This window comes from Ruminococcus sp. (assembly GCF_017549005.1).
GTDB lineage: Bacteria > Bacillota > Clostridia > Oscillospirales > Ruminococcaceae > Ruminococcus.
Genome location: NZ_JAFYYT010000007.1, coordinates 1 through 24,670 on the forward strand (window position 1 = coordinate 1; position 24,670 = coordinate 24,670).

At 42.5% G+C, this 24,670-nt stretch carries 30 protein-coding genes; 7 read left to right on the forward strand and 23 right to left on the reverse strand.

Annotation, left to right across the window (positions count from 1 at the left end; translation table 11 throughout):
* Positions 1 to 300 precede the first annotated feature (300 nt).
* From IKW96_RS02785 to proC, 4 genes are all read right to left on the reverse strand, one after another.
* Positions 301 to 546 carry an RNA polymerase sigma factor gene (locus tag IKW96_RS02785; protein WP_296570036.1) on the reverse strand — a complete coding sequence of 82 codons (246 nt, stop codon included), beginning with the start codon at positions 544 to 546 and terminating at the stop codon, positions 301 to 303.
* A gap of 103 nt (positions 547 to 649) precedes the next feature.
* Positions 650 to 1,573, reverse strand: coding sequence for a YesL family protein (locus IKW96_RS02790; RefSeq protein WP_296570038.1), 924 nt, complete (start codon positions 1,571 to 1,573; stop codon positions 650 to 652).
* Positions 1,574 to 1,588: 15 nt separating this feature from the next.
* Entirely contained in the window at positions 1,589 to 2,176 is a 588-nt protein-coding gene (locus IKW96_RS02795; protein ID WP_296570040.1) for a stage II sporulation protein M, read from the reverse strand.
* Positions 2,177 to 2,227: 51 nt separating this feature from the next.
* The gene (proC, locus tag IKW96_RS02800) at positions 2,228 to 3,028 is read right to left on the reverse strand and encodes a pyrroline-5-carboxylate reductase (RefSeq protein ID WP_296570042.1); all 801 of its coding nucleotides are present in this window, start codon (positions 3,026 to 3,028) and stop codon (positions 2,228 to 2,230) included.
* A gap of 183 nt (positions 3,029 to 3,211) precedes the next feature.
* On the opposite strand from proC, the gene IKW96_RS02805 reads away from it, so the two are divergent.
* From IKW96_RS02805 to IKW96_RS02815, 3 genes are all read left to right on the forward strand, one after another.
* On the forward strand, positions 3,212 to 3,478 hold the full coding sequence (locus tag IKW96_RS02805; protein WP_296570044.1) for a hypothetical protein: 267 nt from the start codon (positions 3,212 to 3,214) through the stop codon (positions 3,476 to 3,478).
* Positions 3,462 to 4,355: a 4Fe-4S cluster-binding domain-containing protein gene (locus IKW96_RS02810; RefSeq protein WP_296570047.1), complete on the forward strand. Its 894-nt coding sequence runs from the start codon at positions 3,462 to 3,464 to the stop codon at positions 4,353 to 4,355. Before IKW96_RS02805 ends, IKW96_RS02810 begins: the two co-directional genes overlap by 17 nt.
* Before the next feature lie 97 nt (positions 4,356 to 4,452).
* Positions 4,453 to 4,593: a hypothetical protein gene (locus IKW96_RS02815; RefSeq protein ID WP_296570049.1), complete on the forward strand. Its 141-nt coding sequence runs from the start codon at positions 4,453 to 4,455 to the stop codon at positions 4,591 to 4,593.
* Positions 4,594 to 4,666: 73 nt separating this feature from the next.
* Here the strand turns inward: IKW96_RS02815 and clpX are convergent, their stop codons facing one another.
* The 17 genes from clpX to IKW96_RS02900 form a co-directional block, all read right to left on the reverse strand.
* On the reverse strand, positions 4,667 to 5,953 hold the full coding sequence (gene clpX / locus IKW96_RS02820) for an ATP-dependent Clp protease ATP-binding subunit ClpX (RefSeq protein WP_296570050.1): 1,287 nt from the start codon (positions 5,951 to 5,953) through the stop codon (positions 4,667 to 4,669).
* 9 nt (positions 5,954 to 5,962) lie between these two features.
* Complete coding sequence (clpP, locus tag IKW96_RS02825; protein ID WP_294750369.1) at positions 5,963 to 6,553, reverse strand: ATP-dependent Clp endopeptidase proteolytic subunit ClpP; 591 nt, start codon at positions 6,551 to 6,553, stop codon at positions 5,963 to 5,965.
* An 88-nt stretch (positions 6,554 to 6,641) separates the two neighbouring features.
* Complete coding sequence (gene tig / locus IKW96_RS02830; RefSeq protein ID WP_296570052.1) at positions 6,642 to 7,949, reverse strand: trigger factor; 1,308 nt, start codon at positions 7,947 to 7,949, stop codon at positions 6,642 to 6,644.
* Between the two features lie 101 nt (positions 7,950 to 8,050).
* Positions 8,051 to 8,743 (reverse strand): metallophosphoesterase, encoded by a 693-nt coding sequence (locus tag IKW96_RS02835; protein WP_296570054.1) that lies wholly within the window; start codon positions 8,741 to 8,743, stop codon positions 8,051 to 8,053.
* Positions 8,744 to 8,746: 3 nt separating this feature from the next.
* Positions 8,747 to 10,240 carry a threonine synthase gene (thrC, locus tag IKW96_RS02840; RefSeq protein WP_296570056.1) on the reverse strand — a complete coding sequence of 498 codons (1,494 nt, stop codon included), beginning with the start codon at positions 10,238 to 10,240 and terminating at the stop codon, positions 8,747 to 8,749.
* Positions 10,241 to 10,251: 11 nt separating this feature from the next.
* Entirely contained in the window at positions 10,252 to 10,629 is a 378-nt protein-coding gene (locus tag IKW96_RS02845; protein WP_296570058.1) for a YraN family protein, read from the reverse strand.
* Complete coding sequence (gene rnhB / locus IKW96_RS02850) at positions 10,622 to 11,239, reverse strand: ribonuclease HII (protein WP_296570059.1); 618 nt, start codon at positions 11,237 to 11,239, stop codon at positions 10,622 to 10,624. Before rnhB ends, IKW96_RS02845 begins: the two co-directional genes overlap by 8 nt.
* Positions 11,227 to 12,120, reverse strand: a complete 894-nt coding sequence (gene ylqF / locus IKW96_RS02855) for a ribosome biogenesis GTPase YlqF (RefSeq protein WP_296570060.1) — start codon at positions 12,118 to 12,120, stop codon at positions 11,227 to 11,229. The genes rnhB and ylqF overlap by 13 nt, the downstream gene beginning before the upstream one ends.
* Before the next feature lie 50 nt (positions 12,121 to 12,170).
* Positions 12,171 to 12,917 (reverse strand): signal peptidase I, encoded by a 747-nt coding sequence (gene lepB / locus IKW96_RS02860; RefSeq protein ID WP_296570062.1) that lies wholly within the window; start codon positions 12,915 to 12,917, stop codon positions 12,171 to 12,173.
* 50 nt (positions 12,918 to 12,967) lie between these two features.
* Positions 12,968 to 13,723, reverse strand: a complete 756-nt coding sequence (lepB, locus tag IKW96_RS02865; protein ID WP_296570064.1) for a signal peptidase I — start codon at positions 13,721 to 13,723, stop codon at positions 12,968 to 12,970.
* Between the two features lie 117 nt (positions 13,724 to 13,840).
* Positions 13,841 to 14,185, reverse strand: coding sequence for a 50S ribosomal protein L19 (gene rplS / locus IKW96_RS02870; RefSeq protein WP_173336103.1), 345 nt, complete (start codon positions 14,183 to 14,185; stop codon positions 13,841 to 13,843).
* Between the two features lie 243 nt (positions 14,186 to 14,428).
* Positions 14,429 to 15,082, reverse strand: coding sequence for a TIGR03936 family radical SAM-associated protein (locus IKW96_RS02875; RefSeq protein ID WP_296570067.1), 654 nt, complete (start codon positions 15,080 to 15,082; stop codon positions 14,429 to 14,431).
* Positions 15,079 to 16,917, reverse strand: coding sequence for a TIGR03960 family B12-binding radical SAM protein (locus IKW96_RS02880; RefSeq protein ID WP_296570069.1), 1,839 nt, complete (start codon positions 16,915 to 16,917; stop codon positions 15,079 to 15,081). The genes IKW96_RS02875 and IKW96_RS02880 overlap by 4 nt, the downstream gene beginning before the upstream one ends.
* A gap of 17 nt (positions 16,918 to 16,934) precedes the next feature.
* A complete protein-coding gene (locus tag IKW96_RS02885) occupies positions 16,935 to 17,435 on the reverse strand; it encodes a hypothetical protein (RefSeq protein ID WP_296570070.1) in 501 nt (166 codons plus the stop codon).
* Entirely contained in the window at positions 17,401 to 17,889 is a 489-nt protein-coding gene (locus IKW96_RS02890) for a GNAT family N-acetyltransferase (protein ID WP_296570072.1), read from the reverse strand. Before IKW96_RS02890 ends, IKW96_RS02885 begins: the two co-directional genes overlap by 35 nt.
* Positions 17,886 to 18,278, reverse strand: a complete 393-nt coding sequence (locus IKW96_RS02895; RefSeq protein WP_296570073.1) for a cytidine deaminase — start codon at positions 18,276 to 18,278, stop codon at positions 17,886 to 17,888. Before IKW96_RS02895 ends, IKW96_RS02890 begins: the two co-directional genes overlap by 4 nt.
* A gap of 4 nt (positions 18,279 to 18,282) precedes the next feature.
* Positions 18,283 to 18,486: a DUF896 domain-containing protein gene (locus IKW96_RS02900; protein ID WP_296570075.1), complete on the reverse strand. Its 204-nt coding sequence runs from the start codon at positions 18,484 to 18,486 to the stop codon at positions 18,283 to 18,285.
* A gap of 128 nt (positions 18,487 to 18,614) precedes the next feature.
* Between IKW96_RS02900 and fabG the strand changes: the two genes are divergently transcribed.
* From fabG to IKW96_RS02920, 4 genes are all read left to right on the forward strand, one after another.
* Positions 18,615 to 19,319, forward strand: coding sequence for a 3-oxoacyl-ACP reductase FabG (gene fabG, locus IKW96_RS02905; RefSeq protein WP_296570077.1), 705 nt, complete (start codon positions 18,615 to 18,617; stop codon positions 19,317 to 19,319).
* Between the two features lie 12 nt (positions 19,320 to 19,331).
* Positions 19,332 to 19,919: an HD family hydrolase gene (locus tag IKW96_RS02910; protein WP_296570079.1), complete on the forward strand. Its 588-nt coding sequence runs from the start codon at positions 19,332 to 19,334 to the stop codon at positions 19,917 to 19,919.
* A 183-nt stretch (positions 19,920 to 20,102) separates the two neighbouring features.
* Positions 20,103 to 22,040: an LTA synthase family protein gene (locus tag IKW96_RS02915; protein WP_296570080.1), complete on the forward strand. Its 1,938-nt coding sequence runs from the start codon at positions 20,103 to 20,105 to the stop codon at positions 22,038 to 22,040.
* 12 nt (positions 22,041 to 22,052) lie between these two features.
* A complete protein-coding gene (locus IKW96_RS02920; RefSeq protein ID WP_296570081.1) occupies positions 22,053 to 22,451 on the forward strand; it encodes a thioesterase family protein in 399 nt (132 codons plus the stop codon).
* Between the two features lie 43 nt (positions 22,452 to 22,494).
* On the opposite strand, the gene IKW96_RS02925 is transcribed toward IKW96_RS02920, so the two are convergent.
* Both IKW96_RS02925 and IKW96_RS02930 read right to left on the reverse strand, forming a co-directional pair.
* A complete protein-coding gene (locus IKW96_RS02925) occupies positions 22,495 to 23,064 on the reverse strand; it encodes an HD family hydrolase (RefSeq protein WP_296570082.1) in 570 nt (189 codons plus the stop codon).
* A 62-nt stretch (positions 23,065 to 23,126) separates the two neighbouring features.
* Entirely contained in the window at positions 23,127 to 24,665 is a 1,539-nt protein-coding gene (locus IKW96_RS02930) for an asparagine synthase-related protein (RefSeq protein WP_296570083.1), read from the reverse strand.
* Positions 24,666 to 24,670 lie beyond the last annotated feature (5 nt).

Sequence of the window (24,670 nt, forward strand, 5' to 3'; positions counted from 1 at the left end):
AAGTCACATCAGATGATGTGCTTTTGATATTATATCACTTTTTACTAAGTGGCTCTTGTGATCCGTGAAGGTGGCTCTCAAGGCGCGGCAACGTGGCTCTGAGAGTCCGTGCAGATGGCTCTGAGGTGACGGCGTATACACAATTTACCATTGTAATCTACATATCTTCCGCTGTTCAGGCTAAGAGCCGTATAATCAGCCGCACGACCTCCATTAGAATACGCTTCACACATATCTATTCTTGAATTATTTTCAAATTTACTTGCGTCATCACAAAGATAAGAGATCAATGCACAGTGATTATAAATATTCACAGCTTTTAAATAATGAACGGAACATATCTCTGCATTTATTAACAATTACCTTAAAAAGCCAGCTTTTTATCATTGATTCGTTTACGGTATCAACGTCAAGCGAGAAACATTTGATAAACACTTCCTGCATTATATCCTCAGCGTCTGCTTTGTTCTTACAATACGCAAAAGCAAGACGGTAAACATGATCTTTGTACTTATCATAAAGTTCTTCTAATTTTTCAGAAGTCAAACCGTTTCTCCTTTCTTTTGTTGAAGTACTTCATATATAAAACGGATCCGACACATAAAATATCACACTAAAATAAAAAACGGCGCATATCGCGCCGGATTTTTTATGATATTCTCTTACCCTTACCTTTTTTACGCTGTTCCATGGGCTTTTCCTTACCGCCCATGTCCTCAAAGATACGCTCGGTCTCATCAGGAGTTTCGTCAACAAGCTCGGGGTTTACTTCACCTATACTTGCATAATAAGGGTTTATAACGTATTTCTGTATCACAGGATAGCAGTTGAAGCAAGCTACCAGACAAAGGAAAGCTGCAGGGAAAAAGGGTACTAAAAGCATGAAAAGCGGAAGCACATAAATTCTGAAAACATACATCAGAACAACAGTTGCCACAATAATACCAAAGGTGATAAAATTCTGCTTGATAGCCACAAAAGCAAGTGCAAGAGAGTTCTTGAACAGATTCTTGACTTTGAGAGTAGTTGCAACCATCATCGGGAAAATGTAGAAATTCATTATCATTATCACCAGGAAAAGACTAAGTGTAATGACCATTGGTATATACATAGCCTTTGTATTGAAATGCTCTGCCAGAGCCGGGTAAAAGCTTATCGAAGAAAGTGCCGAAAGCATAATAATACAGTCAATAAATCCGACTATAGAGGCCGTTTTGAAGTTTCCCTTGAAGCCTTTCCAGAAATCGTGCCATATAAATGTATGCTTTCCAAGAACGAAGCATCTTATGACCTTTGTCATTCCCGCAGTCGCAGGACCTATCAGCACCATGAAAATAACAGCAAGGATACCGGCTGCAATTATGGAATGAGGATAAGCCCCTTTAAGTAGGCTTATTACAGGCAGAATAAATACCAGCGGAGCAAAAAACATCATATACATGAGATTTAGCTCCATAAGCTGCCACAGCTTTCTGCCCAATATATCAAAAAAGAGCGCGATTCCCTCTTTTTTCGGAGCGTCCTTTGCTATTCCGACGCCGGCACTCTCATATTTCTTTGAAAAAATACTCAATTATAACTCCTCCGTTTACAGCCTGCACATCCTAAGGTACAAAAAATCGAAAGCACCTGCAGCAGCTGAAAAAAATAAAGATAATAGAATAAGTACAACAGACCTTGTGCAGTAAAGCTTAATATCGAGTTCTCTGCTGTCCCTTACATCGCCGTCACGATAAGCGCAGAACAACGCCGCGGAGCTCCTCAAAGCAACTCTTACAGCTAATACCGTTACCGCAGATATTGCCGCGGCCTTGGGCAGAACGGTCATTGTTACCGGAATCACCGCACTCTTGCCATAGAGCTTGTACATCAAAAAAGTACATGAGCCGACAGCAGTTCCGCAGTTGAGAAGCAATGAATAGGCTAAAGGCTGTCCTATCGCAGATGAACCAACAATAAAAGCACCTGATATATAAAATAACGAAATGAAAAAGGTATTTTTAATATCAGCAGCTGCAGAACAGCTTTCAACAGTCATAAAATGTGTAAATCTGCACTCAAATAATGGCTTTTGCATAACCGAACCTATGATTATCCCTGCGATGATAATTAATATAAAAAATGACAGACTTGTCCATTTACTGCGTTTTTCTGAATTTGTACTTATATATTTCATGTGCATCATTCCTTTCTTCTATAGGATATGCACATGAAAAGAATTTTAGAATTATTTTGAAAGCTCGTAAGCTCTCTTCGTGCAGCTTTCGCAGCAGTTCTTTACGACGTCTGTGAGATTGCCTTCGTAAAGTCTATCAAGGCCTGCAAGAGTTGTACCGCCGGGAGAGGATACCATTTTTATGAGCTCGTCTATGGTATTTCCCGAGTCTGTTATCATTTTTGCAGAACCGATAAGGCTCTGTGTAAAGAGCTCCTCCGCCGCAGACTTATCTATGCCAACAGAAGCAGCATAGTCGATAAATCCCTTTGCGAAAAGATAGATAAAAGCAGGACTGCTTCCGTTGATAGCGATTATCTCCTTCATTTTATCCTTCGGAATGACCGCTGCCTTTCCGCATATCTTGAAAATGTTGAGAACTACTTCAAATTCATCATCGGAAACTTTCTCGTTTCTTGAAAGTGCGGACGCACCTTCGCCAAGAAGAAGCGGAGTATTCGGCATTACAAGAATAACCTTTGCTTCGGGGATAGTCTTCTTTGCGATAAACTCGTCGCCGATACCGGCTGCAATTGAAATGATGACTGTGTCCTTTGTGGTATGTGCTGCGATAGTTTCAAGGACTCCCTCTATTATCTGCGGCTTGACAGCAAGGAATACATACTTGCACTTATCCATTATTTCCTGTTCGGAAGCGCAGGCTGTAACATTATATCTGCTGAGTGCCTCAACCTTTTCGGTGCTCGGGTCAAACGCAAAGAGGTCGATATCCTTGCCAAGACTGCTTGTTGAAATACCCTTCATTATAGCAGTACCCATATTTCCTGCACCTATAAAACCTATATTTGCCATAGTTTTTATCTCCTTAATTAATAATCAATATTCATTATACATCATTTTGTACAAAAATGCAAGTCTAAATTTTACAGATAATCAATGTAAAGATTAAAAATAAATAGACTTTATCTTTTGATACTTATGCTTGACATTTCACATTAGCAGTGATAAAATAATCCTGATAGGGGGGGATCTGACATGAAAAAGAAAGCTGACAAGCCTAAATCGCGTTACGCAAAAAGCGTCATATATTACAAAAGCCTTTCATGCAGAGCGAGCCTGTATGAGGACAGGATAATAACCGATTACTGCATAAAAAACAGGTTTACAAAAAGTATGTTCCTTGCCGCTGCTGCTATGTACTGTGCAAGCAACAACATATCGGCCGACGAACTTCTTGAATACGTCACAAACGGCAAAGATTTCAATTATAAGGACTATCTGAAAGATGAATACGAAGAATAACTGTAATTTATGTCCGCGCAAATGCAATGCCGACAGAGAAAAATCAAAGGGTTTCTGCGGAGCCGGAAACAAAGCTACAGTCGCAAAAGCTTCACTTCATAAGTGGGAAGAGCCATGTATATCCTACAAAAACGGAGCAGGAACAGTGTTCTTTTCAGGCTGCAGCCTTCACTGCTGCTTCTGTCAGAACGATCAGATAAGCAATAAGCTCTTCGGCAAGGAAGTCAGCGACAGCAGATTAGCCGATATTTTCCTTTCCCTGCAGGATATGGGAGCCGATAATATCGATCTTATTACTCCAACTCACTTTGTAACAAACATTATAAACGCGCTTGATATGGTAAAGCATAAGCTAAGTATCCCTGTCGTCTATAATTGCGGAGGCTATGAGCTCTGTGAAACTATCGGACAGCTTGACGGTTATATTGATGTTTATCTGCCTGATATCAAGTATTTCTCGTCGGAAATATCGCAAAAGTACTCAAAAGCTCCCGATTACTTTGAAAAAGCCTCAGAAGCTGTGAAAGCAATGATAAAACAGGTTGGCGAGCTTAAATATAATGCAGACGGAGGACTTATAAAAGGTACTGTGATACGTCACCTTGTACTCCCCTCCTGCCGCCATGATTCCATGAAGATCATGGACTGGATAGCAGATAACACATCACGGAAAGATGTTTTAGTAAGTATCATGAATCAGTACACCCCTTTTGATTTTATCCCCGACGAGTTCAGTGAGCTCAAACGCCACGTCACAAAAATGGAATACAACAGTGTTGCCGATCATGCTTCAAAACTCGGATTGAACGGTTTTACACAGCAAAAAAGCTCTGCATCTGAGGAATATGTCCCTGATTTCGACCTGACAGGGATATAATAATCAGCTCTGTAACACTTTTTCATCATAAGCATATTATGTACTATGGATCGCAGAAAACGGTTCAAATACATTAAACTTAAGGAGTTGCTTAAATATGTGTAATTCATGCTTTGGTGGAAACAATTGCTGGAGTTCGATCATTTTAGTTCTTCTCGTTATCATTCTTTTCTCAGGCTGCGGCTGCGGAAATAACGGTTGTGACTGCGGTAATAATAACTGCGGCTGCGGCTGTTAAGAAGTCTGCCGCCAGCTAAAAAGCAAACAAAAATCTCCTATGGACAATATGCGCCATAGGAGATATTTTTTTATTATTCAGCCTTCAGAAGCTTATTTCTACGATTTGTAAGCAGCGGTTCAACGTTATTGATAACGCAGTCGGCTGTTACAGTGACCTTTGCTATGCTTCCGTCTGACGGAACTGTAAACATGGTCTTCATGAGGATAGATTCGAGGATAGATCTTAATCCGCGGGCACCTGTCTTCTGAACGATAGCTTTCTTTGCTATCTCGATAAGAGCTGCATCGTCGATATCAAGCTCTATATCATCATAGCTGAAGAGCTTCTTATACTGCTTGATAAGAGCATTTTTAGGCTCTGTGAGTATTCTTACAAGGGAAGCCTCGTCAAGCTCGTCCAATACAGATATAACGGGAAGACGTCCCACAAATTCAGGAACCATACCAAATTTTACAAGATCCTTCGGAATAACCTGCTTGAAGATATTATTGATATCATCGTTGCTTGACTTCAGCTCGCTGCCAAAACCGATAGGCGATTTGCCGATACGCTTCTGTATCTGCCTTTCAAGGCCGTCAAAAGCGCCTCCACAGATAAAGAGGATATTCTTTGTATTGATCTGTATAACTTCCTGATTCGGGTGTTTACGACCGCCCTGTGGAGGAACATTTGAAACAGTACCCTCAATTATCTTGAGGAGAGCCTGCTGAACGCCCTCACCGCTTACATCACGTGTAAGCGAGGTATTTTCGGATTTTCTTGCTATCTTATCTATCTCGTCGATATAGATAATGCCTCTTTCAGCCGCTTTGATATCAAAATCAGCAGCCTGAATAAGACGCAGAAGTACATTTTCAACGTCGTCGCCTACATAACCTGCCTCTGTGATAGTTGTAGCGTCAGCAATAGCAAACGGTACGTTAAGAAGCTTTGCAAGCGTCTGAGCAAGGAAAGTCTTACCTACACCTGTAGGTCCGAGAAGCAGAACGTTGCTCTTCTGGAGCTCAACGCCGTCACTCGATGGAAAGTCTTTCTCGTTTTCCTGACTCATTATACGTTTATAATGATTGTATACGGCAACAGACAAGGAAATCTTAGCTTCGTCCTGTCCAATGACATACTCGTCAAGGAATTCCTTTATCTCCATAGGCTTCATCAGCTTAAGGGAAGATATATCGTTGTCATTATCATTCTTTGCTGCTTTTCTGTGAGCTTTCGCAACACCCGGTCCATAAAGCATCTCATAACAGTAAGTAACGCATTCGTCACATATATTCGACGAACCTGCAGAAAACATACTGCGGACTCTGTTTTCCCCTTTTCCGCAAAAGCTACAGGATTTAAACGTGTCAGCCATTCAATTCCCCTACCTTTTTGTAATTACCTTATCAATAAGTCCGAACTCAAGAGCCTCCTGAGCTGTCATGTAATTATCTCTTTCACAAGCTGAGTGTATTTCTTCAACACTTTTTCCTGTATTTGCTGCAATTATTTCTTCAAGACGATCTCTTGTTCTTTCAAGATTTTTAGCGTGGATCATGATATCGGTCTGCTGACCGCCGAGACCGCCGCCTATAAGAGGCTGATGTATCATTATCTCGCTGTTCGGAAGAGCGATACGCTTGCCCTTTGCACCTGAGGACAAAAGGAACGCGCCCATAGAAGCTGCCATACCGATACATATCGTAGAAACATCACATTTAATGTAATTCATCGTATCGTAAATAGCCATTCCGGCAGTAACCGAACCGCCGGGGCTGTTTATATATAATGAAATATCCTTTTCGGAATCCTGACTTTCAAGATACAGAAGCTGTGCAACAACTACGCTTGCTGTTGCGTCATTGACCTGATCCGAAAGCATTATGATCCTGTCATTCAGCAGACGTGAATAGATATCATATGATCTTTCGCCTCTGCTTGTCTGTTCAACGACATACGGTACAAGTACGCTCATGTTTTTTCGCCCTTTCTTTAAAAACAGTTGTCCCACAATAAGCTGCGGGACAACGATGTTATTTTATTTTAATCTGCCGAATAAAGCTTTATTCAGCCTTTTCCTCTGCTACTGTGTTGTCTACAACAGCATTTTCCTTAACGAAGTCTATAGCCTTCTGTACCTTGAGGTCAGTTGTATACTCGTCAAGAGGAATGAAACGCTTGATAGTCTCAACGTCAACGTTATTGGCAGCTGCGAGCTCACCAAGACCGTTGTTGATATCTTCCTCGCTAACTTCGATCTTCTCAAGCTCAGCGATCTTTTCAAGAGCGAGTCTGAGCTTAACTTCATTAACAGCTCTGTCTCTGTATGTCTCTCTGAAAGAATCCATATCCATACCTGTGTACTGGAAGTAGAGCTTTATATCCATTCCCTGCTGCTGGAGCTGCTGCTCGAATGATCTCATAAGAGCATCTATTCTCTGCTCATACATGCAATTAGGGATGGGTGAATCTACCTTAGCGATAAGAGCGTTCATAACAGCGTTCTCAAATCCTGATTCAGCCTGTGACTTAGCTGCCTCTTCAAGCTTTGACTTGATATCTTCCTTATATTCAGCAACTGTCTCAAATTCTGTTGCATCCTTTACGAGATCATCGTTTATCTCAGGAAGCTCCTCATAGCTGATGCCCTTGAGCTTACACTTGAATGTAGCATCCTTGCCGGCATAATCAGACATCTGATAATCCTCGGGGAACTTTACATTGATATCAAACTCATCGCCGATGTTGTGACCAACGATCTGATCCTCAAATCCGGGAATGAACTGACCGCTGCCAAGTCGGAGCGGGTGATCGTCGCCCTTTCCGCCTTCAAAAGCCTCGTCTCCGAAGAAGCCCTCAAAGTCAATGATTACTTCATCACCGAGCTGAGCAGCTCTGTCGTCAACAGAAACGATACGAGCGTTCTTCTTTCTGATAATGTCGATCTGCTTGTCGATATCCTCGTCAGTGATCTCCTTTACTTCCTTAGGAGCCTTGATTCCCTTGTAATCAGAGATCTCGATCTCAGGCTTTGTAACACATACAGCCTTGAGCTCTACGCCCTTTTCCTTGTCAATGGAAGTAACCTCAATATTAGGTCTGTCAACCAGAACAAGACCTGTCTCCTTAACAGCTGCATCCAGCTCAGGTCCGAGGAGAAGATTGATAGCGCCCTCATAGAAAGCACCCTCACCAAACTCTCTCTCTGCAAGCTTTCTTGAAACCTTGCCCTTTCTGAATCCCTTGATCTGGATATTCTTCTTCTGACGCTGATATTCCTTTTCAACAGCAGCTTCAAATGCTGCAGGGTCAATAGAAATTACTAACTCTGTAGTATTCACATCTGTTTTGTTTGATGATTTTAAACTCATTTTAATACGTCCTCCAATATTTATATAACATACTTGGAATATTATACCACATTTCGGAAAATTTTTCTACTGATTTTACGCACTTCTGCATAATGCACAATTCAAAATATTTTCTCAGGCATAAATTGTAAATAATCACCTGATATAAGGTGAAAATTCACGTCATCATAAGTATTTTTTACGCACAGCTCATGTGCTGAACGGCCATGTATATGACCGTAGTAACAATCCTTGATTTTATAGCGATAAAGTATCTCGAGGATGTCATAGTTAAAGTTTGTTGCAAAAATGGGCGGATAATGAAGAAATACTATGGGTATCAGCTCTTCCGCCAAAGCAGACTTTATTGACGTTTCAAGGCGCTGTACTTCCCTTTTAAGTATTTTCTCGTCCTGAGTCTCGCCCGGCATATTCACCCAGCCTCTTGTACCGCATATGCCGTAATCGCCGTATCTGAAATGATTATTATGCAGTATCTTTATAGAGTCCAGACCTTCTGCTGCAATGAACTCCTCCATTTTTTTCATCGTTGTCCACCAGTAATCGTGGTTTCCCTTTATGATGATCTTTTTCCCGGGCAGTTCTTCTATGAATCTGAAATCCGGAGCTGCCTCTTCAAGAGACATTCCCCACGAGATATCCCCGGGAAGAACTATAGTATCGTCTTCCTTTACCGTTTCAAGCCAGTTCCTTTCGATCCTCTCCTGATAATCGTCCCAGCCGCTGAAAACGCTCATTGTTTTCGCAGGATCGCCTTTGCACAGGTGAAGATCGGCAAGTACATACAAGCTCATTGATCATATGCCCAGGGTTCTGAGCACGTAATCCTTCTGATCTGCCTTATCTATAACGTCATTGAAACGCTCAGGCTTGTTTTTCAGGTCTGCAAGCGCCGCAGGAACAGGAATATCCGAAAGCTCAGCTATCCTGCCTACCTTATCATATTCGTCTATATCAGACGCCTTTCCTTCAAGCGCTTCAAGTACGGCAGCACTGAACTTATACGGGCTCGCTGTTGAAGCGATTACAGTCTTTGTATTGTCGCCTGTAGTTTCCTTGTAATCCTTATATACCTTAACAGCTACTGCTGTATGAGTGTCGCAGGTATAGGAATACTTCTCATATATCGAATGGATAGTATTCTTTGTCTGACTGTCGTCACAGAAACCAGCGGAAAACTCCTCTTTCAGCTTAGCCTTTACTTCGTCGCTCACCTCGTATCTGCCCTCAGATGAAAGTTTGCCGAACCATTCACGGATAAGTGCGTCATTTCTGCCTGTCATCAGATAAAGAAGTCTCTCAAGGTTGCTTGAGATTAGGATATCCATTGAAGGAGAAACAGTTGCGTAAAACTTTCTGTTTCTGTCATAAACGCCTGTATTTATAAAATCAGTAAGGACATTATTGATGTTTGAAGCACAAATGAGCTTATTTACGGGTATACCCATATGCTTTGCATAGTAAGCGGCAAGAATATTGCCGAAATTTCCTGTCGGAACGACAATATTTATCTTTTCGCCGAGCTTTATCTCATTATCCTTGACAAGCTCTGCATATGCCGAAACATAGTACACTACCTGAGGTACAAGACGTCCCCAGTTTATAGAATTTGCACTGGAGAATATCATGCCGTTGCTGTCAAGAGCTTTTTTCACTTCGTCATTGGTGAAAATTGCTTTTACACCGTTCTGACAGTCGTCAAAATTACCCTTTATAGCGCAAACTCCGACATTTGAGCCTTCCTGAGTCTTCATCTGGCGTTTCTGCATAGGGCTTACTCCATCCTCAGGGTAAAAAACAAGGATAGAAGTGCCTTCAACGTCTCTGAAGCCTTCAAGAGCTGCCTTTCCTGTATCACCAGAAGTTGCAACGAGAATAACAATCTTCTTATCAAGCTTTATCTTCTTTGCAGACGTTGTAAGGAAATATGGCAGTATCTGAAGTGCCATATCCTTGAAGGCACAGGTCGGACCATGCCATAATTCAAGCATATACGTACCGTCAAAAAGATGTGCTATCTCTGCAATGCTTTCAGTCTCAAAATTCTTTGTGCTGTAGGCATTGTCTGTACAGTGATGTATCTCAGCTTCCGTAAAATCAGTAAGATATTTAGCAAATATATATGCAGCTCTGTCGGCGTATGACATATCGCCGATAGCCTTTATCTCATCAAGAGTCAGCTGCGGAATGCTCTCAGGAACGAAAAGACCGCCGTCTACCGATATTCCCTGAGTAATCGCTTCAGCACTGCTTACCTTGACATTACTGTTCCTTGTGCTGTTATAGAACATATTATCACCCTTTAAAATATGAAATTGTAGCCTGTTGTATCATAGGCATTTGTAATATAATCAATGCTGAGCACCTTTTCTCCCGATATGATGACTTGTGCGACATCAAACCTCGGCTGGAGCATATTCGGATGCTTGCAGCAATAATCAGCAGCAGTTTTTATTATCAGACTGCGCTTGCGCTTGTTTACAGCTTCAAATCCCGACACCATACTGTCAGGCTTTCGGGACTTCACCTCTACAAACGCTATATAATCGCCGTTTTCAGCGATAATGTCGATCTCGCCGCCTTTAATGCGGTAGTTTCTCTCGGCGATACTATAGCCGCGGTCTGCAAGATATTTACAGACAGCTTCTTCGCCGAGACGTCCGATCTCTGTTTTATTCATAAAGCTTCTTCAAAAAAGTCCTTCTGTGGACTTCCGATATGCCGAATTCGGCTATTTTTTCATAATGCAGCTTCGTACCGTAGCCTTTATGCTGAGAAAAGCAGTACTGAGGGTATTTCTCGTCGAGCTGACACATATATCTGTCTCGCGTTACCTTTGCAAGTATCGAGGCAGCTGCAATAGAAGCCGAAACAGCGTCTCCGTGTATGACAAATCTGCTCTCGCATTCAAGTTCAGGGAGCCTATTGCCGTCTATCAGTGCAAGATCAGGCTTTACGCCCAGTCCTTCAACAGCTCTCTTCATAGCGAGCATAGTCGCATTAAGAATATTTAGCCTGTCTATCTCCTCAACGCTTGCTGAAGCGATACAATACGCATCTGCTTTTTCGATTATTTCATCATAAAGCAGTTCCCTGCGCTTTTCCGAAAGCTTCTTGCTGTCATTGAGATAATTTATAAGCACCTGATCGTTGAGGATAACGGCAGCAGTATAAACATCTCCTGCAAGAGGGCCTCTGCCAGCCTCATCAACTCCGCATATTACGGGATATTCCTTCCTCAATTCTGAATCGTGTTCAAAGAGCTCCTTATAAAGAGTTATTCTTGGCATAACTCCTCCTTTCGGGGCGGAGCCTCAAGAGTTATCTTTCCCAGCTTGCCGCTTCTGAACTCGTCAAGTATAGTTATCGCCGCGCGCTCGGTATTGACCTCTCCGCCTGCGATCATCATGCCACGTTTTTTTCCGATGTTTTCAAGCAGTTCGAGTCCTGATTCATTGCCTGTTAGCTCGATTTTATACCGCTCTTTCAGTGAATTGCCGTAATTCTCGGAAAGATAGACCAGCAGTTTCATCGCAAGGGTCTCGATATCAAGTATGTCATCGCTGATCGCGCCAGTGAAAGCAAGTCTCACAGCAGTACTCTGATCCTCAAATTTAGGCCACAAAACTCCGGGCATATCAAGAAGCTCGGTATTGTTATCGAGCTTTACCCATTGTTTTGCTCTGGTAACACCAGGTCTGTCCTCAACCTTCGCGCGCTTTGAACCTGCCATTTTATTTATGAGCGACGACTTTCCGACATTCGGTATTCCAACTATCATAAGCCTTACAGATGACGTGGACATACCGTTTTTCTGCCGTTTTTCCATTACTTCTTTGAGTATCGTCTTTTTTATAGTCGGGATTATCGATTTTAAACCTCTCCCCGACTTGCAGTCGATGGCAGCTGCTTCTTTGCCGTTTGCTCTGAAATAGTCTATCCAGAGCTGAGTTGTTCGTTCGTCTGCAAGGTCGCTCTTATTGAGCAGGACCATTCTCGGCTTGCCCTTTGTCATTTTATCCATTTCGGGATTCTGACTGCTTAAAGGCAGACGAGCGTCGACTATCTCAACAACAGCGTCAACAAGCGACAGATTTGCGGCGATGAGCCTTCTGGTCTTCGCCATATGTCCAGGGAACCACTGGATCTGTTTCATATCAATATTATCCATATCTTCCTCCCTGATACATAAAATTATGATGTAAGCCCGTTCTAAGGCACTTATTTCTTGAACTTAAGGAATTTGAAGTCCTTTACAGGATAATATCTTATGATAGCCTTACCGTAGATCTGATCCTTCTTTATCAGACCGATATCGGGATTTCTGCTGTCTGCGGAAACTCTTCTGTTGTCTCCCATAGCAAAATAATAGCCCTCGGGTATGGTTATTGGGAAATCAAAGGCGGTAAACGAAAGCGTATTGATCGTTTCTTTTATATAAGGCTCGTCGATCACCTTTCCGTCGATCAGTACCTCTTCCTTTTCGGGATCGATATCTATAGTCTGACCCGGCTCGGCAATAACACGCTTTATAAGACACTCTTTATAGGAAGAGTTTGAAATATCCTTTTTAACTGCTTCACCGTTTTCATCAAGGAGATATGCAGCATCATTATTGATAACTATGATATCTCCGTAATGCGGTCCGAAATAAACTGTTGACATAAATACTCTGTCGTCCTTGAACAGTGTATCGTTCATTGAAGTTCCCTCAACAGTTATCGGGTGCAGTAAATATGTAAATATCATTATAACAACAAAAACCGTAAGGAGAGTCGATTCGATTATCTCAAGTATATCATCGACTATCCTTCCCTCTTTTTTTTCGGCTTTTGCAGCTTCTTCGTCATTATCGGCGCTGTCATCAGCAGCAGGAACCGCAGCTTCTACCGCATTTTCCTCTTCAGCTGAAACCGCTTCACTGACTTCTTCTGATTCTTCGATAGTGTTTTTATTCTCTTCAGCCATAACTTGCTGCCTCCAACCTTATAAAACTATGAAAACGCTTTCTAAAGCAATTATTTCTCCTTGAATTTAAGGAATTTAAAGTCCTTTACAGGTGCATATCTGACCAATGCTTTGCCATATATCTGGTCTTTCTTTATCAAGCCGATATCAGGGTGTCTGCTGTCCGCAGACTCTCTTCTGTTGTCTCCCATAACGAAATAATAGCCCTCAGGCACAGTTACAGGATAATCAAAAGCCCTAAAAGGCATAGAATTGATAGTTTGTCTTATATAAGGCTCATTCAGTACCTTGCCGTCAACTATGACCTCTTCCTTTTCAGGATCAATGTCGATAGTCTGACCCGGCTCGGCAATAATGCGCTTTATAAGGCATTCCTTATAATCGGAATGATCAATATTGTGCTTTACGACCTTCCCCTCATCATCAAGGAGATATGAAAAATCATTGTTGATGATTATGATATCCCCGTAATGAAGTCCTCCGTAAACAGTGGTCATAAATAACCTGTCACCGCTGAACAGATTATTGTTCATGGACGGACCGCTGACTGTTACAGGGTGAAGGAGATATGTAAATATCATAATGACAACAAAAACCGTAATAAGCGTAGATTCGATTATCTCGAGTATATCATCAACGATCTTTCCCTCTTTTTTCTCGGCCTCTGCTGTTTCGTCGTCATTTTCATCATTATCGTCAGAAACATTTGTTAAAGCTTCGTCAATCTCTTCGGCAACTTCCACCGAAGCTTCTTTTACTTCTTCTGCTTCATCATTTTCTGTATTATTATTTAAATTTTCAGCCATAATCTGCTTCTCCAAACTTGTTAACTGTGAAAATGTAGCAAAAAAGGGACTTTAAGTCCCTCAAGGAAAGAAGATGAGTCAGCCGAAATTGATCGGCTGAACTCAGTCTGCAACCTGTTAGCGGATCTGTTCCTTAACCTTAGCAGCCTTACCAACTCTGTCTCTGAGGTAATAAAGCTTAGCTCTGCGAACCTTACCGCATCTTACGACCTCTACCTTGTCAACAACAGGAGAGTGGAGCGGGAAAACTCTTTCGATACCGCAACCGTGAGCAACACGTCTTACAGTAAAAGTCTCATTGATTCCGCCGTGCTTCTTAGCAATTACAGTTCCCTCGAAGATCTGGATACGGCTCTTGTCGCCTTCCTTGATCTGAACGTGAACCTTTACGGTATCACCTACGTTGAACTGCGGAACATTTTCCTTCATGCTTGATTCGCTGATTAACTTGAGTGCATCCATTTTATTTTCCTCCTAAAATTTCCGAACATTCTTACCTGTCCCACAGAAGCCGTTCAGCATTCGGCAAATGCAGGAATAATAAACAATAGGTGTGATAACACACGGCTCATAAAAATGAGCAGCAGGCAGCGGACTATCCGATTTAATGTCTTTCGGCATTAACTCTCATCCGGACATAATTATCCGAACGGATTTCAAATGCTTTTATATCATAACATACTTTAAAAGAAAATGCAAGCGTTTTTATGAAAAAATTTCATTATCGGCGCAAAAAATTCCTGTACGGCGTATTTTTTCAGCTTCAAAGGAAATATTACTGAAATTTTTTAACGATTCAATAAACAATGTTGGGTTGAGATTTGTCTGAGTACCCGCAGGCAGTCTCATGCTCATATCTATGGAGTTTTCGCCTTTTTCGCAGCTTTTTATCTGCATATCCGGCTTGATATCCACCATTTTCATGCCCTTTTTCGTCTTTTTCTTGATAAGTATCTCGGGAAGCTCCAGCATTCTGCCAATATCATCATAAAGGCCTGCAATATCATCGGATACTAATGAAAAACTGTATTCAGCCTCGGTTATAGCCGTTATTTTCTGCTTTTGCTCAGCGACCCTGACTATTCTCATGCCCTCGGGCATAACTGCATTGAGTCTGTCCCTTATCTCGTCAAAAGGGATATCTTCGTTAAGATTGAAATCCAGTATCTCACAGCTGCTCTCAAATCCTAAAGAAAGCGCCAGCGCAAAGCTGTAATATGGGTGGGGATTGAAGCCCTCCGTATACCAGATGGGCAGACGCGAACGCCTGAAAGTTCTCAGCATACAGCGGTTAAGGTCAAGGTGCGAGATATACTTTGCACGTCCGCATTTTTCAAATGTTGCTCTTACACGTATCAAAAGCATTCCCTCCCGACTTTTTTATTTACGCCGCAGCCTGAACACCTCAGGCGGCAGTTTGGCGTGGTCTTTGACTGATGTGCGGTCTTGTTCTCTCTTATCAGGAACTCCTTTGATACAAGATAGTCAAGATGATCCCAGGGTAGTATTTCGTCGTATTCAAAGCGGCGGTTAGCGTAAAATGAAGTATCTATACCGCATTCCTCAAAAGCTTCCAGCCATTTGTCAAAGTGGAAGTATTCTTCCCAGCTGTCGAACTTACAGCCTTTCTTCCATGCTGTATAAATAGCCTTGCACAGCCTTCTGTCGCCCTTTGCGAGTATTACTTCAAGCTGACTGACATCAGGATTGTGATAGCTGACCTTTATCTTTTTGGTCTTCACCGACTCAAGGAGCAGCTCCTGCTTGTGTTCGATCATTTCACGGGTATCCTGAGGCTCAAACTGAAACGGAGTGAACGGCTTGGGTACAAAAGTAGCACAGCTTATAGATATCTGCACGCCCCTTCCCTTAGGACGGTTCTCTATACTGTAAAACAGGTCGATTATCCGGTTTGCAAGGTCAGCGATACCTGCGATGTCCTCGTCGGTCTCAGTCGGCAAGCCCATCATGAAATACAGCTTTACGCTGGAATATCCGCCCTCAAAAGCGATCCGGCAGGTATTCATTATCTCTTCTTCACTGACATTTTTGTTTATAACGTCGCGCAAACGCTGAGTTCCGCCCTCGGCAGCAAACGTAAGACCGCTCTTTCGCACCTTTTTTACCTTTTCAAGGAGCGATTCCGAGAAATTATCGACTCTCAGGGACGGAAGTGAAAGATTGATCCTTTCGCTCACAGTATAATCAAGGAGCTTCGTCAGCATCGGGTCTATTTCAGAATGATCACTGGTACTGAGCGAAGCAAGAGAGACCTCATCGTATCCCGTATTTTCACACAGGCATTTAACCTCTTTGCATATAGTATCGGTATGTTTTTCACGGAAAGGACGGTAAATAAAGCCCGCCTGACAGAAACGGCAGCCTCTTATGCAGCCTCTGAGCACCTCCACAGAAACTCTGTCCTGCACGATCTCGGTAAAAGGAACAACAAAGTTTTCAGGGTAGTATACCTTGTCAAGGTCTTTTATTATGCGCTTTCTGATTATCCCGGGAGCTCCGTCGGAAACCGTCATGTGATCTATGGTGCCGTCTGCTTTATAAGCAAAGCTATAGAATTTCGGAACATAAACTCCCTCTATCCGAGCAGCTTTGCGAAGGAAATCATCTCTTGAAGCCCCGTTTTTCTTCATTTCATGGTAAAGATCCATGATTTCGAGATTGACCTCCTCACCCTCGCCGAGTACAAAGATGTCAAAAAAATCCGCCAAAGGCTCTGGATTGCAAACGCAGGGACCTCCTGCAATGACTATCTGTGTCAGCTCCTTCGTCCTGTCCTTTGCAAATATGGGGATACCGGCAAGATCAAGCATATTCAGCACATTCGTGTACGAAAGCTCATACTGCATGGTAAAACCGATAAAATCAAATTTCTTTATAGGATCGAGGCTCTCAAGAGCGTACAGCGGTATGTCATTTTCACGCATTATAGCCTCAAAGTCCTCACTTGGAGCAAAACAGCGTTCACACCAGTAGTTTTCACGCTCGTTGGTGAGAGAATAGAGTATCTTCATTCCAAGGTGAGACATACCTATGTCGTAAGCATCTGGAAAACAGAAAGCAAATCTTACGTCTATTTTTGACTTGTCCTTGATAACGCTCCCGACTTCTCCTCCAATGTAACGCGAGGGCTTCTGCACCTCCAAAAGGTGCTTCTCTATCAGATCTTTAAGCATAAATCCTCCGAATAATATCAGTATCTTTTATCCTCGGGGATAAAAGCGGTAAAATTCTCATAGCTGCCTGTCCAGCCGTCAGGGATAAAATTCTCGAAATTTTCAGGCCTCGGATACTGTGAAAACATAATATTATTATCGAAATCAATAAAAAGCGACGGGTTATAATCTGTTTTCTTATCGTCACGCGAGACCATGCGAAGAAGCCTGAGCTCGTCGGCAGAATATCTGCACTTGAATAAATGCGCAAGGAAATAGCTCGCGGTGTTACTGTCGAGTATCTCTATTCCCCACCGTTTAGCACAGAACTGCTCATAGCTGCCTATATCCCTCTCAAGCTGTGAAACTGTTTTTCCGCTCTTTGAATATGCGAATTTCCATATCTTATACAGTTTGTTATAATCCATTTTCCACAGATTTTTCGGAGCAACATACCATTCAAAGTGTCTCTTGTATATTACTCCTGCAATTATATTTTCGCCTTTAAGTGGCAAAACCTTCGCTATCTGCTCTACCATTTGCGGGAAGCTCCTTTTCAAAACATATCATATCACATAATTGAACACCCGCTTCTGTTATGGGGTGATCATAGTTATCAATAAAAAAATTCCTGATAACTCCGCATATTCTGAAACCGCATTTCTCATAAAACGGAACAGTAAGCGGACTGTCGCCTGTTCCGAGTATCAAACGGCTGAAACTGCCGCCGAATCTGTTCTCAATATACGAAATAAGCCTTTTTCCAAGACCTTTTCGCCGAAATCCGGGATATACAGCTATATTTTTTAGTTCAAGAGTTCCGTTACCCTCATCCGTAACAACACAGGCGGCACAGATGATTCCATCATTTCTCATAACGAATAATCTGCCTCTGTCAAGGTATTTGGCTATCATTTCAGCCTGTTCATCGCCTATAAGAAGAAGCTCCATATATTCCGTTTTTCCGGATTTTACCTCGTTTATGACGATCATTTCATGCTTTCCTCGTCAAAGCGCTTTGGCAGGAAGTCAGAAAGCTTGTATTCGCCGTCGGACAGCACTATTTTCATATCATTTCCGCAGAATTCGCTCATGACCTGCAAACAGGCACCGCATGGACAACAAGGCTTTGAGTAGTCCTCGGTCATGCTGCCTGCAATGGCTATGGCAGCAAATTCAGTATGTCCCTCGGATACCGCCTTAAATATGGCAGTCCTTTCGGCACAGTTGGTCAGTGAATATGAAGCGTTCTCTATGTTACAGCCTGTGAAAAGCTTTCCGCTAACAGTAAGCAGAGCTGCTCCCACAGAAAATCCCGAATACTTTGAATAAGCCATTCCCGCCGCCTTAACAGCAGCCTGAAAAAGTTCCTCATTGCTCACGCTCTCACCTTCCCTTGCCGACCTTGCGCTTTTTGCCGTCGGGCGTCATAATGTATGTATTCTCGAGCTGAGCTGCAAGATTGCCTGTAACTGCGCGTCTGTATTCGTTTCTGAGCTCAGTCTGCTCTGCTTTTTCAGCTTCTGTAAGTCCTTCGTTTTTTGACTTGTGAGCAAGCTCGTTGATACGGTCGATCTTTTTCTGATCCAAAACTAACACTCCCATAAAAAATATATTTTTATTGTAACATGAATTCATATTAATTTCAAGTATCATACTGGATTTTTATCCTTTGATGTGTTATAATATATAATAAATCTGTTTTTTAGGAGTAAATCATGAAAAAAGCACTTGTTACGGGCGGCTGCGGAGGAATTGGAGAAGCTATCTGCAAAAAGCTTGCCAATGACGGATATTACATATACATAAACTATGCTCACTCTAAGGATAAGGCGGAAAAGCTTGCCGCAGAAACAGGCGGAACTGCTTTGTGCTTCGATGTATCAGATAATGAAGCTGTCCGATCGGCTATAAACGAGATTGGCCGTCCGGACTTGCTCGTAAACAATGCCGGAATATCTGAAATAGACCTTTTTACCTCTATTTCCCCTGAGAAAGCCGACAGGATACTTAATATCAACCTCAGAGGCGCCATGAACTGTGCAAGAGCTGTTCTCCCCGAAATGATAAGAGCAAAATGCGGAAATATCATCAACATATCATCTATGTGGGGACAGTGCGGAGCTTCCTGCGAGGTCGATTATTCAGCTTCAAAAGCAGGGCTTATCGGCTTTACAAAGGCTCTTGCAAAGGAAGTCGCTCCCTCGGGAATCAGGGTTAACTGCATCGCACCCGGCTTTATAATGACGGAAATGAACAAACGATTCTCTGAGGAAGAACTTGAATTGATACGGGAGGAGATACCGCTTGGTATCTTCGGCACTCCCATGCACGTGGCTGAAGCTGTGGCTTTTATGGCTTCTGACAGAGCAGAATACATAACAGGACAGATACTTGCAGTAAACGGCGGAATGGTAATATAAGGAGATGAAAACATGAAAGAACGGCTCAAAAAACAGGTAGAATTCATCCTTGAGATCGATAAAATGAAAAATCTTTACAGACAGACCTATGTTCTTCACGAGGACAGAAAAGAAAACAACGCAGAACACAGCTGGCACCTTGCAATATTGGCGTTCATGCTCGCGGAGTACTCAAACGAGCCTGTTGATGTGCTCAAAGTCATGAAAATGGTGCTTATCCATGATATTGTCGAAATAGACGCAGGCGATACCTATTGCTATGATGAAAAAGGGTACGAAACAAAGGCTGACCGTGAGGAAGCAGCTGCACAGCGTATTTTCGGCTTGCTGCCCGATGATCAGCATAAGGAATATTACGAACTTTGGCGTGAATTTGAGGACAGCAGGACCTGCGAAGCACGTTTTGCGGCTGTACTTGACAGATTGCAGCCTCTTCTGCTGAATTATACCAAAAACGGCATATCCTGGCAGGAACACGGCATATACAAGGAACAGGTCATGAACAGAAATAAAGATTATTTCCCGCAGTCTGACGAACTCGCCGAACTTATAAAAGGCATGATCGACGACGCTGCCAGGAAAGGCTGGCTGAAATCATAAAACCGCAAAATGCACAAATTTACTCACTTATAACAGTATACTATTACTAAACCGCTGAATTTCATGAACAAACGATGATATTTTCCCCCACAGCTTGAATTTTAAGCTTTATTATGATATATTTATAATGTAATTGATAATATAAATACTTATAATAATCCATTTAGCGAAGGATGATCATTGATGAAAAAAAGGTCAGCAATCAGCGCTGAAACGTCTGCTGTAAAAGCTGATAAAGCTGTTATGCCGGACGTCAATTCAAAAACAGAAGCTCTCAAAGCAGCCGCACCGGAGAAAAAGGTGCATTTTAATAAACTCAGGAAGTTTAATGAGAAAAGAGCTGCAAATTCCACCAAGTATTCAAAATTCAACGCATTTCTTCTCTTTGTTTTCCCGATCTTCATATGCTTCATGGCTGAGATAAATCAGGGGAAATATGTCTCGTCTTTCTTCAGATTTGCGGCAGAAAGGCCGACTGTAATAGTTTTTGATATTCTTTTAACAGCTGTTTTATTTACATTTATCATTTCATTAGTCAAAAAGGGCTGGGTCGCTATACTGATACACAGCTTCATATACATGGCGCTCAGCACTACTGAGCTCTTCAAATACGGGACCAACGGAAACCACCTCATATTATCGGATATGAAGCTGCTCCGAAGCGTAAAAAGCCTCACTTCATTCGCGTATATCAAAATTACGCCGAGACTTATCATCTATTACCTGATTGTTATCGCTTTCATATTGCTTTCCGTTTATTTCAATCCTAAGATCAATGCTACACCTATGAAACGAGCAGCTTTCGCCTGCGCGGCTGCTATATCGGTTGCCGCGCTCATAGTGCTCCCCTCTTTTTACAAGCCTGTTTACAAAGTATTTGCTATCGACACAAAAACGGCAACAAATTCGTTCATCCTGAACGAAAAATTCGAGCACAACCGTTTCCTTGCGTTCATACTGCAAACGGCGTCGGAAAGCTATTCAAACAGACTTGTTGTTCCAAAGGATTACAGTGAAGCCTACATCGACGAAATAATGAATGTTTCCGTTGACGATCAGGAAGACTTCAACGGCGGCAATAAGCCTAACGTTATTGTTATAATGAGCGAATCAAATGCCGACTTCCGAGTATTTGACGAGTTAAAGATAGACAAGAAGTACTATAAGAAATTCGATAAAGCTGCTGCCGAGGGAAAAGGCGGAATAGCTATAACTCCTACATATGCAAGCTGGACGGTCCGTTCCGAGTTTGAGCTTTTATTCGGTCTGCCTGTAAGAGGTATAAATACTCCGAATATGCCGCAGCGTGAGCTTGCAGACCGCGAGCAGCCTGCACTTGCTCAGTATTATAAGAGCTGGGGATACAACACTATCTATGTCCACCCGTTCCAGAACAATTTCTACAGCAGATCAAGGATATACGGCCATTTTGGTTTCCGAAAGATGATATATCACGATGATTATGAAAATACCACAGATTTTACAGTTCCTGTAAAGCATTTCGGAACTTATGTGGACGATTCGTGCGTTTTCGACCAGATAATCAAGGAAATAAAGACATCTGACCAGCCTATCTACCTCCACACCACTACCATGCAGAACCATCAGCCCTACGATCAGGGTGAAGACCCGGACGACGAATTCACAAATTACCTGACCTGGATCAGCCACTCCTACGACGGACTTGAAGCCTTCCTCAATGAACTGAAAACTATCGACGAACCTGTACTTGTTTTCTTTGTCGGAGACCATTTCCCGTCACTTCGCGGAGAGACCAGTGTTTACAATCAGCTTGGTCTCAACGGTGAGAACTGCAAGGCTCTTTACCAGCAGAAATACTTCTTCTGGAGCAACTACAACGCCGATTTTTCATATGTTCCCGACCATGAGATCTCGTTCTTCTATATCCCTTATGTGATATTCAATATCATTGACGCTCCAAGAGACGCATTTATTGAGAAAATGAACGGCTTTATGGAAAAAGAACCTGTTTATTCAGACGAATATGACAGTTCAACACCACGTGATGATGAGCTCGATATCCTTACAATCGACAGAGTTGTTATGGACGAGTACTCGCCCTCACCGATACCCGATGATGAACTTACGACTCAGAATTAAGGAGCAGATAATATGAAAGAACTCAAAACCGGCATAACAGGTACGTCCGAGCTTACAGTAGGCAACGAAAATCTTGCTGTAAATGTCGGAAGCGGAAGCCTGGAAGTATTTGCCACTCCCGATATGATAATGCTTATGGAAAAAGCTGCCTGCAGCTGCATATCTGAATACCTTGAAAACGATGAAACGTCCGTAGGTACTGAAATAAACGTAAAACATATTTCCGCAACTCCCAACCATATGAAGGTATGTGCAGAAGCGGAACTTACAGAAATAAATGGCAGAGAGCTCATTTTCTCCGTAAAGGCATATGACGAAGCCGGAGATATCGGTGAAGGAACTCACAAACGCTTCATTGTTTACGGCGAGAAATTCACTTCAAAAGCTAATTCAAAATTAATACTTAAATAATGCAGAACAGTCATGGGCGCCAAGACTCATGACTGTTTTTACTTTATTTACTGTCATTGTTTTCCAGCTTTTTCAGTGTATCATCAAGTATCTCGTTTCTAAGACCGGTAAGCCACTCCGAAAAGCCTACCTTATCAAAGGCGTAAGTCTTATTCAGCTCCTTTTCGTTTTCTGTCCACGTGTCAACAGGCGACTCATTATGCTGTATCAGGGCTTCAAGCTTGTCAAGAGCATTAAAAAGCTTAGCTTCTTTTGTTTCCTTCCTGTTCATCTCCTCAAACAGAGCTGAAAACTCCCCCGAGACCTCAGCCGGCATAGTATCTACCCACTTCTGAAGCAGCATATCCTCGTTGTCCCTGTCCGTGTCGGTCTTGTCAAATGTCGGTATATCACCTGTAAAGCACTCACCCAGATCGTGGATAAGGCACATATTTACTACTTTATCCATATCGGTATCAGGAAACTCGTTTTTCAGAAGAAAAGCCATAAGCGATACCCGCCAGCTGTGCTCCGCTACGCTTTCAACCCTTCTTTTTGAGGTCGTACAATGTCTCGGAGTATCCTTCAATCGCTCTGCAACGTGTAAAATTTCAAGGTATTCTCTTGCATTCATATTTTTTCCTCTTAAATATCACAGCACCCTCGATACACTGTCAAGGGTGCTGTTTTGTCATTTTATCTTTTTACGAAATATTCCTCGTACCATACAAGGAATGTGTATATAGTCCATACTTTGCGCCAGTTGTCGGAGTTTCCGCCAACATATTCGTCATATATGGCATTAATCTCGTTTAAATCAAAGAACTGCGCCGCCATATCGCTCTTAAATTTAGCACGTACATCTGCATTATATCGCTCGTCTGCAAGCCATATCCTGATAGGAACGATGAATCCGAGCTTCTTTCTGAACGCGATCTCCTCGGGAAGCACCTTTGCAGCTGCCGTTCTGAAAGCGACCTTGTTGGTTTCGTCGTTTACCTTGTATTTTGACGGCATACGAGAAGCTATATCGAATATCCTGCGGTCGGTAAGCGGCATTCTTATCTCAAGTCCGCAGGCTGTGCTCATTTTATCAACATTGAGGTAGATATCGCCCTCAAGCCATATCTGGATATCAACATCTGACATCTTTGTCAGCGGATCAAGCCCCTCTGTCTCATCATAGATATATTTGACAAGATCTATCGGGAGCACATTCGGGTCATAATGCTTGAGTATACGCTGCTTTTCGTCCTCTTTCATTATGTTTGTATTGCCGACATAGAAAGTTTTGAGGTTTTCGCCGTATCGCCCGGCGTTGCGGTACATATTGTATCCGCCGAAAAACTCATCAGCACCCTCGCCCGAATAGCAGAGCTTGGTATGCTCGGCAGTAGCCTTGCAGCCAAGTGTAAATACGATCGCTGAAGCGTCGCCGAGTGGCTGCTCCATATTGTACATTACAAAAGGAACAATATCAAAGAAATCCTTTGGCTGAATATTCGCGACACTATGCTCAACGTTAAGAAGTTCCGCTGTCTTGGCGGCAACACGGGATTCATCGAACCTTTCCTCGTCATAACCGCAGGAATCCGCTCTTTTTGCGTCGGACATTGCCAGAACGTAAGAGGAATCGACTCCGCCTGACAGGAAAGATTCAGCAATTTCGTCCTCGTCCTTGACTTCAGGGAAAACGCCCTTTAATGTCTCATGGATCTCGTCTGCCCATTCATCAAGCGACTTTGATTCGTCAGGCTTGAATGTAGGCGTCCAGTAGCGCTCAATTGTAAGGACGCCGTCCTTAAACTCAAGCCAGTGACCGGGCATGAGCTTTTTGACGCCCTTGAAGAAAGTATCCTCTCCCGCAACATAGGTGAGAGTCATATATATCTGGAGCATATCAACGTTAAGCTCCTTGACAAAGCCCTCTTCTCCCATAATTTTGCTGATATTTGTTCCGCAGAGAAGCTTATTGTCCTTTGTTATGTAATAATAGAAGGGCTTTGTACCGAAATGGTCTCTGAGGCAGAAATACTTATTCTCATCGGTATCAAAAAGAGCAAAGGCAAACATTCCGTAAAAATGGTCTGCCATTTCTCTTCCCCATTTTTCATATGCCCTGATGATTATCTCTCTTTCCCTGTTTTCCCTTGAAAGCTCTTTATTGATGCCAAGTTCGGTGCAAAGACCGCGCCAGTTGCGTATATGTCCTCTGTAATCGCAGATATTGATCAATTGAG